This window comes from Pseudomonas alkylphenolica (assembly GCF_000746525.1).
GTDB lineage: Bacteria > Pseudomonadota > Gammaproteobacteria > Pseudomonadales > Pseudomonadaceae > Aquipseudomonas > Aquipseudomonas alkylphenolica.
Window position 1 is genome coordinate 4,253,548 of sequence record NZ_CP009048.1, and the last position, 12,142, is coordinate 4,265,689.

The window sequence follows — 12,142 nt, forward strand, 5'->3', positions numbered from 1 at the left end:
AACCGCAAGACCAAGCCAAGGGAGCTCTGCCCATGAAAAGCCTGTTGAACATCACTGCCGCCGCCAGCTTGCTGTTGGCCTTGCCGAGTTGGGCGTGCACGCTTGAAGAAGCCACGGAAAAACGCGAGGAGCTGGCCAAGGAGGTAACGCGACTGACGGAGCAGAATCCGCAGAAGGCCAAGGAGATCAATGACGAGTTGAAAGGTATGAAACTTGAGAGTGCCAGCAAGGACCTGCCGGACAAGTGCCAGCTGATCGACAAGCGGTTGCAGGAATTGAAGTCGGCGGAGAAGAACGTGTGAGCTTTCGCGGGGCAAGCCCGCTCCCACAGGTAGACATTCAGCCCTGTGGGAGCGGGCTTGCCCCGCGATAAATGGCGTTACTCTGCAGCCGGTGCCGGCTTGCGACGCTTGAGCGGCGCCAGACCGTCGGCGCTGGCCAGCGGTGCATTAGGCTTCGGCTTGGCGGTCGGCTTGCGCTTGGCCACGACCTTCTTGTCGCCTTTCTTGTCAGTCTTTTTCTTCTTCACGCCAGCAGCCTTGCCCGAGGCCTTGACCTTCTTCGGCCCGCTGTAGGTGCCTTTGACTTCCTTGATGACCCGGCGCTCGAAGCTCTGCTTCAGGTAGCGCTCGATGCTCGACATCAGGTTCCAGTCGCCATGGCAGATCAACGAAACCGCCAGGCCTTCGTTACCGGCACGACCGGTACGACCGATACGGTGCACGTACTCGTCGCCGCTGCGCGGCATGTCGAAGTTGATCACCAGGTCCAGGCCGTCAACGTCCAGGCCACGGGCCGCGACGTCGGTCGCCACCAGCACCTTGGCACCGCCCTGCTTCAGGCGCTCGATGGCCAGCTTGCGGTCTTTCTGGTCCTTGTCGCCATGCAGGACGAAAGCTTTGACGTCCTTGGCCACCAAGTGACCGTAGATGCGGTCGGCCATGACCCGGGTGTTGGTGAAGATGATCGCCTTCTGATACGTCTCGTTGGCCAGCAGCCACTGGACGATCTGCTCTTTATGCTGGTTGTGGTCGGCGGTGATGATCTGCTGACGGGTACCGTCGTTGAGCTGGCTGACGGTGTTGAGCATCAGGTGCTCAGGGTCTTTGAGCACTTTGCCGATCATGTCGCGCAGACCGGCACCGCCGGTGGTGGCGGAGAACAGCAGGGTCTGTTCGCGGTTCGGGCACTCGCCGCACAGACGCTCGACGTCTTCGGAGAAGCCCATGTCGAGCATGCGGTCGGCTTCGTCGAGAACGACGACCTGCACATGCTCAAGCTTGAGGTTGCCGGCGTTAAGCTGCTCGAGCATACGGCCCGGGGTACCGACGAGGATATCCGGCACCTTGCGCAGCATGGCGGCCTGTTCCTTGAAGTCTTCACCGCCGGTGATCATGCCGGCCTTGATGAAGGTGAACTGGGCAAAACGCTCGATTTCCTTGAGGGTCTGCTGGGCCAGCTCACGGGTTGGCAGCAGTACCAGGGCGCGGATCTCGACACGCTTTTGCTTGAGGTCGACCAGACGGTTGAGCACCGGCAGTACGAAGGCTGCGGTCTTGCCGCTACCGGTTTTCGCCGTCACCCGCAGGTCACGCCCCTGCAAAGCCAGGGGAATGGCGGCCGCCTGCACCGGAGTCGGCTCTTCGAAGTTCAGTGCAGCAACGGCTTTGAGCAGGCGTTCGTGCAGGGCGAATTGGGAAAACACGGGTGTACCTCGGGCATGTGCAGAAATTCAGCCGTATAGGGTAACGTTTTCCAGCGCCTACGCCGAATTTCTTTTGGCATTGATGCACCGTTCCGGGCTCTAATAACCCCTCAATTTCACTTCGGACACGTCAACTACCGCATGGCTATTGAACAGTTCTGGCAAAACGCCCTCGATCTTTGGGGCACTCTTGATCAACATCCCGTGATACACGCGGGCCTCGGCCTGGGTGTGCTGCTGGTCATCGCCCTGGTGCTGGGCCGGGTGGCACGCTTTCTGATACTTCACGCCGTCAAGCTGCTGGGCCGACAGCCGGCACTGCACTGGGTCAATGATCTGCTGCAAAACAAGGTGTTCCACCGCCTGGCGCAGATGACACCATCGCTGGTGGTGCAGTTCGGCCTGAAACTGGTGCCGGAGCTCAATACCCCCAGCCAGCATTTCCTCGGCAACGTCGCGCTGGCCTTCACCATTCTGTTCCTGATGCTGGCCATCAGTGCCCTGCTCGATGCCCTGCTGGACATCTACGCGCGTACCGAACACGCCCGCACACGCTCGATCAAGGGTTATGTGCAACTGGCGAAGATGGTGCTCTACGTCTTTGGCGCGATCATCATTGTCGCCACGCTGATCGACCGTTCGCCGCTGTTGCTGCTGTCGGGCCTGGGTGCGATGTCGGCGGTAATCCTGTTGGTGTACAAGGACACCCTGCTGTCATTCGTGGCCAGCGTGCAGCTGACCAGCAACGACATGTTGCGGGTCGGCGACTGGATCGAGATGCCCCAGGTCGGTGCCGACGGCGATGTGGTGGACATCACCCTGCACACGGTCAAGGTGCAGAACTTCGACAAGACCATCGTCTCCATTCCTACCTGGAGGCTGATGTCCGAGTCCTTCAAAAACTGGCGCGGCATGCAGCAGTCGGGCGGGCGGCGGATCAAGCGCAGCCTGTTCATCGATGCCGGCGGAGTGCGCTTCCTGCGCAACGATGAGGAACAGCGCCTGGGTGAAGTGCGCCTGCTGACCGACTACATCGCCCGCAAGCGCAGCGAGCTCAAGGCCTGGAACGAAGCCCAGGGCAATGTCGCCGAGCTTTCCGCCAACCGTCGGCGCATGACCAACATCGGCACCTTCCGCGCCTATGCCCTGGCCTACCTGAAGAGCCACCCGGAAATCCAGCCGAACATGACCTGCATGGTCCGCCAGATGCAGACCACCGCCCAGGGCGTGCCGCTGGAGATCTACTGCTTCACCCGCACCACCGCGTGGGCCGACTACGAGCGTATTCAGGGCGATATCTTCGACTACCTGCTGGCGGTGATGCCGGAGTTCGGCCTGAGCCTGTATCAGCAGCCCAGCGGCAATGACCTGCGCGCCGGTCTGCTACCGGCGGGCCTGCCCCACCAGCAACGGACGCTGACTGCCGAGACGACCGAGCCATAGCGAAGCCAGAATCACCGCCCCGCCGATGAACAACCTGCCCAGGGGCTCGTGCTGATTCCAGATCAGCAAGTTGAGCAGCAGCCCCACCGGTACGTGCAGGTTGTTCATCACCGCCAAGGTCGCGCCGGAAACCAGGCATGCGCCCTTGTTCCACCAGTACAACCCCAGCGCCGTCGGGCACAGCCCGAGAAACAGCAGCACCAGCCACTGCACATCGGTGCTGGGCAGGTGCTGGCTGTTGCCGAACGCCAGGAACGCCGGCAATACCACCAGCAAGGCACCCAGGTAGAAATAGCCAAAGCGCCGGTAATGCGGCAGGTCGCTGGGATTGCGCGCGATCAGGTGACGGTACAGCACCTGGCCGGCGGCATAGGTGAAGTTGGCCAGTTGCAGCAGCAGGAAGCCGATGAAGAAGTCCGGGCTGATGCTATCGAAGCGGATCACTGCCGCGCCCGCCACCGCCACCAGGGCCGCCACCAGCGCCCAGGGATTGAAGCGCCGGTTCAGGGCATCTTCGATCAGGGTCACATGCAGGGGCGTGAGGATGGTGAACAACAGCACTTCCGGCACGGTCAGCACCCTGAAGCTCAGGTACAGACACACATAGGTAATGCCGTATTGCAGGGCGCCGATCAGCAGCATCGAGCGCATGAAACGCGGCTCGACCTGACGCCAGCGGGTCAGCGGCAAGAACACCAGCCCGGCCAGCACTACCCGCGCCAGCACGGCGAAATAGCTGTCGACATGACCTGCCAGGTACTCGCCGATCAGGCTGAAGGAAAACGCCTGGATCAGTGCGACGATCAATAAATAGCCCATGGTTGCCCCTTGCTGTGGAGGCGGCGACCTTAGCGGTTCACCGATCGCGGGGCAAGCCCGCTCCCACCGGTGGGAGCGGGCTTGCCCCGCGATTGCAACAGACAAAAAAGCCCGGTCATGCACAAGGCAATGACCGGGCAGGTACACCCAAAGGAGCAACAGGTGTCAGGCGGGAAAATTCAGTGCAATCAGGCCACCGCGGCCAGCTGGGCCTTGGCCTGGTTCAAGCCTTTCTCATGGAAGTCACCGCCCATGTTCAGGCCTTCGGCGTGAATGAAGGTCACATCGTGGATACCGATGAAGGCCATCACCTGGCGCAGGTACGGTTCCTGATGGTCGCTCGAGGCGCCAGCATGGATGCCGCCGCGGGCCGTGAGGATGTAGGCCTTCTTGCCGGTCAGCAGCCCCTGCGGGCCGGTTTCGGTGTATTTGAAGGTGATACCGGCACGCAGTACGTGGTCCAGCCAGGCCTTCAAGGTGCTAGGGATGGTGAAGTTGTACATCGGCGCAGCCAGCACCAGTACATCGGCGGCCAGCACTTCGTCGGTCAGTTCGTTGGAGCGGGCCAGCGCCTGCAGCTCGTCGCTGTTGCGCTGCTCTTCGGGCTTCATCCAGCCACCGAGCAGGTTGGCATCCAGGTGCGGCACCGGGTTGACAGCCAGGTCGCGCAGGGTGACCTGGTCGCCAGGATGGGCGGCTTGCCACTGGCTGACGAAGTCACTGGTCAGTTGCCGGGAGATCGAACCCTGCTGGCGGGCGCTGCTTTCGATTACGAGTACACGGGACATGGGTTGCCTCCATCGGCGAATGTGGTAAGTCGATGGAGGTAAGATTAAACAGTGACCGATCGATTAAAAAGCGTAAAATCTGGGTGCTATCTATCAGTTTATTTGTTTTATAGTGCCGGTGCGTTAGCCTCATTCATTGCGGCTTGCAGTCCAGGCTGATGCGCAGCTTGATGATCTCGCGGTTGAATTTGGCCGTGACGTCCTTGCTCTGCCTGGCTGGCACTTGTACCCGGCGCACCCTGGGCGCTTCCGGGCCGTTGCGAAACAGCACTTTGCACTGGGCCGGCACTTCGCCGTAGTTGTTCAGGGTGATCGAACCGATATCGCGGTCAGTGTCGTAGGTGGTGTAGTCGAGCTTGACGCCGTCGAGGGTCTTTTCCACATCGATGGGATAAGCCAAGGCTGTGAGCGGAAGCAGGGCCAGCAGTACAGCACAACATTTCTTCATACGACGCTCTCCATGAAAGAGCGCCAGCTTAGGACAACAGGAGCCGAAGATGAAAGCGCCGCGCGTTACCCTGGATCAGTGGCGGACCCTGCAGGCAGTGGTCGATCACGGTGGTTTTGCCCAGGCGGCCGAAGCGCTGCACCGTTCGCAATCCTCGGTGAGCTACACCGTGGCGCGCATGCAGGACCAGCTGGGGGTACCACTGCTGCGCATCGATGGCCGCAAGGCAGTGCTGACCGAAGCCGGCAACGTGCTGCTGCGCCGCTCCCGGCAACTGGTCAAGCAGGCCAGCCAGCTGGAAGACCTGGCCCACCACATGGAACAGGGTTGGGAGGCCGAAGTGCGCCTGGTGGTCGATGCCGCCTACCCCAATGCCCGTCTGGTTCGCGCCTTGAGCGCCTTCATGCCGCAAAGTCGCGGTTGCCGCGTGCGCCTGCGTGAAGAAGTGCTGTCCGGGGTCGAAGAGGTGCTGCATGAAGGCATCGCCGACCTGGCCATCAGCGGCTTCAACATCTCCGGCTACCTGGGCACCGAACTCAGTTCGGTGGAGTTCGTCGCCGTGGCCCATCCCGATCACAGCCTGCATCGACTGGGTCGCGAGCTGAATTTCCAGGATCTGGAAAGCCAGCTGCAAGTGGTGATCCGCGACTCGGGCCGTGCGCAACCGCGCGATGTCGGCTGGCTCGGCGCCGAACAGCGCTGGACCGTCGGTAGCCTGGCCACCGCGTCGACCTTCGTCAGCAGCGGCCTGGGTTTCGCCTGGCTGCCGCGCCACCTGATCGAACGGGAATTGCGCGAAGGCGTGCTCAAGCCCCTGCCGCTGGATCAGGGTGGCAGTCGCCATCCACTGTTCTACCTTTACTCCAACAAGGACAAACCCTTGGGCCCGGCCACACAGATCCTCATCGAATTGCTGCGCAACTTCGATACCGCGCCGCTGGACGTGCCCTTCGCCGCTCCCGCCCAAGCCTGACAGGAATCATGCCCATGGCCTATTTCGAACATGAAGGTTGTTCACTGCACTACGAGGAATACGGCCAGGGCGATCCGCTGGTATTGCTCCATGGCCTGGGCTCCAGCTGTCAGGACTGGGAGATGCAAGTGCCGGCACTTGCCCGTCACTACCGGGTGATCCTGATGGACATCCGTGGCCACGGTCGCTCCGACAAACCCCGCGAGCGCTACAGCATCCAGAGTTTCAGCGCCGATCTGCTGGCCTTGCTCGAACAGCTGCAGACCGGCCCGGTACACCTGGTCGGCCTGTCGATGGGCGGCATGGTCGGCTTTCAGTTCGCGGTCGATCACCCGCAGTGGCTGCGCAGCCTGTGCATCGTCAACAGCGCCCCGGAGGTCAAGCGCCGCACCCGCCAGGACTGGATCTGGTGGGCCAAGCGCTGGGCCCTGGCCCGCGCGCTGAGCCTGGAGGCCATCGGCAAGGGCCTGGCTGCGCGGCTGTTCCCTGAACCGCAACAGGCCGACCTGCGCCGCAAGATGGCCGAACGCTGGGCGAAAAACGACAAGCGCGCTTACCTTGCCAGCTTCGATGCCATTGTCGGTTGGGGCGTCAGCGAACGCCTGGGGCAGATCCGCTGTCCTACGCTGGTCATCAGTGCCGATCAGGATTACACCCCGGTAGCCCTGAAAGAGCGCTATGTGGCCCTGATTCCCCAGGCGCGACTGGCGGTCATCGAAAATTCCCGGCACGCTACACCCCTGGATCAACCGCACATTTTCAATCAGACGCTGCTGCAGTTTCTGGCGGCGTCCACCACCTCTCAAGGAACATTGAGCCCATGCTGAAAAAACTCCTGCTCGCCACCTGCTCGGTCGTCTTCGCCACCAGCCTGATGGCTGCCGACAAAGCGCCGCACGTATTGCTCGACACCAGCTTCGGCCAGATCGAAGTGGAACTGGACCCGGTCAAGGCACCGATCAGCAGCAAGAACTTCCTCGAGTACGTGGACAGCGGCTTCTACAACAACACCATTTTCCACCGGGTGATCCCGGGCTTCATGGCCCAGGGCGGCGGTTTTACCGAGCAGATGGTGCAAAAGCCGACCAATGATCCGATCCGCAACGAAGCCAGCAACGGCCTGCACAACACCCGTGGCACGCTGTCGATGGCGCGCACTTCCAACCCCAACTCGGCCACCAGCCAATTCTTCATCAACGTAGCCGACAACGCCTTCCTCGACCCGGGTCGTGACGCCGGTTACGCGGTATTCGCCAAGGTGGTCAAAGGTATGGACGTCGTCGATCAGATCGTCAACTCGCCGACCACGGTCAAGAAAGGCATGCGCGATGTGCCGGCTGACCCGGTGTTCATCAAGTCGGCCAAACGCATCGACTGACCCGGGCTTCACAGGGACGTGAGCCAAGGCCTGAGGGTCTGACTGAACAGGAGTTACCTCTTTCATGCTGTTTCGCCGGTTCGAAAAGCTGATCGATATCTTTCGTGAAGCCCCCAGCGCCTCGCCGCCAAGTACGGTACTGCCGTTTTATCTGTACTACTTGCGCCAGGTCTGGCCCAGCTTTGCTGCGCTGCTGGTGGTCGGCCTGATCGGCGCGCTGATCGAAGTGGCACTGTTCAGTTACCTGAGCCGGATCATCGATCTGGCCCAGGGCACTCCCAACATCAACTTTTTCAGCGAACACGCCGCTGAGCTGATCTGGATGCTGGTGGTAGCGCTGCTGCTGCGCCCGGTGTTCGTCGGCCTGCACGACCTGCTGGTGCACCAGACGATCAGCCCCGGCATGACCAGCATGATCCGCTGGCAAAACCACACCTATGTGCTCAAGCAGAGCCTGAATTTCTTCCAGAGCGACTTTGCCGGACGCATTGCCCAGCGCATCATGCAAACCGGCAACTCGCTGCGCGACTCGGCCGTGCAGGCGGTGGACGCCCTGTGGCACGTACTGATCTATGCAATCAGCTCACTGGTGCTGTTTGCCGAGGCAGACTGGCGCTTGATGCTGCCGCTGATCAGCTGGATCCTCTGTTACATCGGCGCGCTCTACTACTTTGTGCCGCGGGTCAAAGCCCGTGCGGTGATTTCTTCCGACGCTCGCTCCAAACTCATGGGCCGCATCGTCGATGGCTACACCAACATCACCACCCTGAAACTCTTCGCCCACACCGACTTCGAGCAGCAATACGCACGCGAAGCGATCAGCGAACAGACTGAAAAAACCCAACTGGCCGCCCGCGTGGTCACCAGCATGGACGTGGTCATCACCAGCCTCAACGGCCTGCTGATCGTGACCACCACGGGCCTGGCCCTGTGGCTGTGGACCCAGTCGCTGATCAGCGTCGGTGCCATCGCCCTGGCCACCGGCCTGGTGATACGTATCGTCAACATGTCCGGCTGGATCATGTGGGTGGTCAACGGCATCTTCGAGAACATCGGCATGGTTCAGGATGGCCTGCAGACCATCGCTCAGCCGGTCACCGTCACCGACCCACCGAAAGCCCCGGCGCTTAAAGTCGATCGCGGTGCGGTGAAGTTCGAAAATGTCTGTTTTCACTACGGCAAAGGCGCCCGGATTATCGATGGCCTGAACCTGGACATTCGTCCTGGCGAGAAAATCGGCCTGATCGGCCCCTCCGGCGCGGGTAAATCAACCCTGGTCAACCTGCTGCTGCGTTTGTATGACCTGGAAAGCGGACGCATCCTGATCGATGGCCAGGACATTGCCCTGGTCACCCAGGCCAGCCTGCGCGCGCAGATCGGCATGATCACCCAGGACACCTCGCTGCTGCACCGTTCGATCCGCGAAAACCTGCTGTACGGGCGTCCCGACGCCAGTGACGAAGCGGTCTGGGAAGCGGTCCGTCAGGCCCGCGCCGATGAGTTCATCCCGCTGCTGTCCGATGCCCAGGGCCGCACCGGCTTCGATGCCCATGTCGGTGAACGCGGGGTCAAGCTCTCCGGTGGCCAGCGCCAGCGCATCGCCATTGCCCGGGTACTGCTCAAGAACGCGCCGATCCTGATCATGGACGAGGCCACTTCCGCGCTGGACTCGGAAGTGGAAGCAGCGATTCAGGAAAGCCTCGAGACCCTGATGCAAGGCAAGACCGTAATCGCCATCGCCCACCGGCTGTCGACCATTGCCCGCATGGACCGCCTGGTGGTGCTGGAAAAAGGCCGGATTGCCGAGATGGGCAGCCATGCCGAGCTGCTCGCGCAGCAGGGATTGTATGCGCGCTTGTGGCATCACCAGACCGGTGGGTTTGTCGGCATCGACTGATGGTGGGAGCGGGCTTGTCCCGCGATTGCGGTTTACCGGTTACATCGCATCGCGGGGCAAGCCCGCTCCCACCATCAGCATTGCCGATAGGGCAATGCCGTGCGTGCCTCTTCGGCATAGGCCAGCACCCCTGCCCGTTCCTGCTGCAAAAACTCCACCACGGCCCGGCGCAGTCCCGGATGCAGCAGGTAATGCCAGGAGCGGGTAATCACCGGCTCAAAGCCACGAATCAATTTGTGCTCCCCTTGCGCACCGGCATCAAAGCGCTGCAGCCCCTCGGCAATGGCAAAGTCCATGCCTTGATAAAAGCAGGTCTCGAAATGCAGCCGGTCGAACTCATCCAGGCATCCCCAGTAGCGGCCATACAGACTGTCACCGCCTACCAGGCTGAAGGCCATGGCCACATCACGCCCGGCCTGGCGCGCCATCACCACGCGGATCGCCGTCGGCATGCGCTCGGCCAGCAGGCTGAAGAACGAGCGGGTCAGATACGGCGCCCGACGACGTACTGCATAAGTGTTGGCGTAGCAGGCAAAAACGAAATCCCATTGCGCCTCGCTCAGTTCATCACCACGGTACCAGCGAAACTCGATGCCCTGCCCCGCCACCTGCTCACGTTCTTTGCGCATCTGCTTGCGCTTGCGTGAGCTGAGGTTGTCGAGAAAGTCCTGAAAGTCCCGATAACCCTGATTGCGCCAGTGAAACTGGCACCCCAGGCGCTCCATCCAGCCTTCGCGACCGCGCATTAGTTCGTCAGCAAACTCATCGGTGAAATTGACATGCGCCCCCGACAAGCCCTGCTCCGCCAAGTCCTCGGTAAGCCGATCCATCAATTGCGCAGCAGCTTCGGGCTGACCCAATAGCCGTGGGCCACAGACCGGGGAAAACGGCACCGCACAGAGCAGCTTCGGGTAGTAGGCAATCCCCGCACGCTCGCAAGCGTCGGCCCAACCATGATCGAAGACGTATTCACCAAAGGAGTGGGTTTTCACATAGGCCGGCAGGGCAGCCTGAAGCTGTCCGTCAGCATCCGTCAGTGCGCGATGCGCAGGCGTCCAGCCAGTGCGTTTACTGGCACTGCCGCTATCTTCCAGGCTGCTCAGAAACGCGTGACGCAAAAACGGTTGCTCTGCTGGCACCAGGGCATCCCAGGCAGCAGGGGTGAGTTCGGCAAGGTGTGACAGGATAAGGTTAGGCATTGGCGCAGTCTGCCTCGTCGCGCAGACGAAAAAAAGCCCCGCAAAGCGGGGCAATGCAGTTCGGTGGGAGCGGGCTTGCCCCGCGATCGCATGCTGTCAGTCAAATCGCATCGCGAGGCAAGCTCGCTCCCACCCGAGGAGCGGTGTTGCTTAGAACACGTACTGCGCGCGCATTACGAAACCGTCGCCGCTGTCGTCGCCGGCAGCGTTCTCGGCATTGTCGACCTTGGTTTTGACGTACACACCGCTGAGCTTGATCGACTCGTTGGCGTACCAGTTCACACCGACGTTGTGCACTTTGGCTTCCACATCGCCAATATCGGCAAATGCGCCATTGTCATCGTCAGTGCTCAGGTGGTCGTAGCGGTAGAAGAGTTCCCAGGCACCGATCTGCTTGTTCTGCGGTTTGATGCTGTCGAATTTGCCCAGCTTGTAACCGCGCGCTTCACCAGTAAGGGTGTAGGCCAGTTGACCGTAGTAACCTTCGGACTTGATGTCGGAGAACGCATCATCGTCAGCTTGCGTGTCACGCTTGATGTACTCACCCTGCACCGAAAACGGGCCCATGGCCCAGGCCGCTTCCAGGTTCCAGGCCTTGTCGGTGTCGTAGGCACCGGCCGGGGTGTTGTTGGCGCCACCGAGAACCAGGCGGTTGCCATTGTTACCGGCATCCTGGCCACCGTCGGTGCTCACGCCACGCATGCCCAGACGGCTGCGGATACGGCCATCGAATGCAGTGTCGGAGAGGTCGCGCTGGGCGTAGTTGATACCAAAGTGCAGGACATTACCCGCCTCGTGCATAGGTGCGAAGACGCCGCGCAGGTTGAACTGCTTGGTGCTGTCGCCGTCTTTGTCCTGGTTGGTCGCGTCTTTGGCAAACACACCCACCGAACCATACAGCGAGTCGCCGGCGTTACCGGATGCCTGCAGACCCATGCCGCCGTTGTGCGAGTTGGTCCAGTCGACCAGATCGTAAGCTGCGGTACGTTCCTGAGCCGTTACCCACTTGGAACTGGTGGCTTTCTCCAGACCGAACTCAGGGTCGAAACGGCCCACCTTGATCGACACCGGTTTGAAGCCGTTGTAAGCCAGGGAGGCTTCGTCGAAGTAGCCATCTTCGGAACGGTTGTCACCGCCGGAGTTGTGCGAGAAGTCGTAAGCAATCTGGTAGGCCCAGTCGGTGTACATCACCCCGCCCAGTTCCAGGTAAGCACGACGGAAGTAACCGGCGTCGGCAGTGTTGCCGTTCTTGGTGTAGAAACCGTCAAAACGGCTGTAGTCAGCCTGAACACGACCGCCCAGTTTGAAGCTGAATTCCTTGTCGGTGGTAGCGACCTCGAGGCCACCCTTGGTCTTGACTACGATATCGGCGCCGTCGGTGGTCACGGTACCCGCAAAAGCCTGGGCGGTAACGGCCATGGCCAAGGCGCTGGCTGCGAAACCTGCGAAGTGCTTACGGATCATCGAAGAAGCTCCCCTACTTTATGGTCTT

12 protein-coding genes are annotated in these 12,142 nt (G+C 61.2%); 6 read left to right on the forward strand and 6 right to left on the reverse strand.

What is annotated here, in order from left to right:
• Positions 1-32 precede the first annotated feature (32 nt).
• The gene (locus tag PSAKL28_RS19470) at positions 33-302 is read left to right on the forward strand and encodes a hypothetical protein (protein WP_038613570.1); all 270 of its coding nucleotides are present in this window, start codon (positions 33-35) and stop codon (positions 300-302) included.
• Positions 303-379: 77 nt separating this feature from the next.
• Here the strand turns inward: PSAKL28_RS19470 and PSAKL28_RS19475 are convergent, their stop codons facing one another.
• Complete coding sequence (locus PSAKL28_RS19475) at positions 380-1,705, reverse strand: DEAD/DEAH box helicase (protein WP_038613572.1); 1,326 nt, start codon at positions 1,703-1,705, stop codon at positions 380-382.
• A 141-nt stretch (positions 1,706-1,846) separates the two neighbouring features.
• On the opposite strand from PSAKL28_RS19475, the gene PSAKL28_RS19480 reads away from it, so the two are divergent.
• The gene (locus PSAKL28_RS19480) at positions 1,847-3,148 is read left to right on the forward strand and encodes a mechanosensitive ion channel family protein (RefSeq protein ID WP_038613574.1); all 1,302 of its coding nucleotides are present in this window, start codon (positions 1,847-1,849) and stop codon (positions 3,146-3,148) included.
• Here the strand turns inward: PSAKL28_RS19480 and PSAKL28_RS19485 are convergent.
• The 3 genes from PSAKL28_RS19485 to PSAKL28_RS19495 all read right to left on the reverse strand — a co-directional run bounded on the left by PSAKL28_RS19485 (position 3,089) and on the right by PSAKL28_RS19495 (position 5,203).
• Positions 3,089-3,967 (reverse strand): carboxylate/amino acid/amine transporter, encoded by an 879-nt coding sequence (locus PSAKL28_RS19485; protein ID WP_038613576.1) that lies wholly within the window; start codon positions 3,965-3,967, stop codon positions 3,089-3,091. The two genes, PSAKL28_RS19480 and PSAKL28_RS19485, sit on opposite strands and share 60 nt — an antisense overlap.
• 188 nt (positions 3,968-4,155) lie before the next feature.
• Positions 4,156-4,755, reverse strand: a complete 600-nt coding sequence (locus PSAKL28_RS19490; protein WP_038613578.1) for an FMN-dependent NADH-azoreductase — start codon at positions 4,753-4,755, stop codon at positions 4,156-4,158.
• A 133-nt stretch (positions 4,756-4,888) separates the two neighbouring features.
• Positions 4,889-5,203 (reverse strand): hypothetical protein, encoded by a 315-nt coding sequence (locus PSAKL28_RS19495; RefSeq protein WP_038613580.1) that lies wholly within the window; start codon positions 5,201-5,203, stop codon positions 4,889-4,891.
• A 49-nt stretch (positions 5,204-5,252) separates the two neighbouring features.
• Here PSAKL28_RS19495 and PSAKL28_RS19500 point away from each other — a divergent pair, with 49 nt between their 5' ends.
• The 4 genes from PSAKL28_RS19500 to PSAKL28_RS19515 all read left to right on the forward strand — a co-directional run bounded on the left by PSAKL28_RS19500 (position 5,253) and on the right by PSAKL28_RS19515 (position 9,451).
• A complete protein-coding gene (locus tag PSAKL28_RS19500; protein ID WP_038613582.1) occupies positions 5,253-6,176 on the forward strand; it encodes a PA3225 family LysR-type transcriptional regulator in 924 nt (307 codons plus the stop codon).
• A gap of 14 nt (positions 6,177-6,190) precedes the next feature.
• Positions 6,191-7,003: an alpha/beta fold hydrolase gene (locus tag PSAKL28_RS19505; RefSeq protein ID WP_038613585.1), complete on the forward strand. Its 813-nt coding sequence runs from the start codon at positions 6,191-6,193 to the stop codon at positions 7,001-7,003.
• Complete coding sequence (locus tag PSAKL28_RS19510; protein WP_038613587.1) at positions 6,997-7,554, forward strand: peptidylprolyl isomerase; 558 nt, start codon at positions 6,997-6,999, stop codon at positions 7,552-7,554. Before PSAKL28_RS19505 ends, PSAKL28_RS19510 begins: the two co-directional genes overlap by 7 nt.
• 64 nt (positions 7,555-7,618) lie before the next feature.
• Positions 7,619-9,451 carry an ABC transporter ATP-binding protein gene (locus tag PSAKL28_RS19515; protein ID WP_038613589.1) on the forward strand — a complete coding sequence of 611 codons (1,833 nt, stop codon included), beginning with the start codon at positions 7,619-7,621 and terminating at the stop codon, positions 9,449-9,451.
• Between the two features lie 74 nt (positions 9,452-9,525).
• On the opposite strand, the gene PSAKL28_RS19520 is transcribed toward PSAKL28_RS19515, so the two are convergent.
• Positions 9,526-10,650, reverse strand: a complete 1,125-nt coding sequence (locus tag PSAKL28_RS19520) for a GNAT family N-acetyltransferase (RefSeq protein WP_038613591.1) — start codon at positions 10,648-10,650, stop codon at positions 9,526-9,528.
• A 150-nt stretch (positions 10,651-10,800) separates the two neighbouring features.
• Entirely contained in the window at positions 10,801-12,114 is a 1,314-nt protein-coding gene (locus PSAKL28_RS19525; RefSeq protein ID WP_038613593.1) for an OprO/OprP family phosphate-selective porin, read from the reverse strand.
• Between the last annotated feature and the right edge of the window lie 28 nt (positions 12,115-12,142).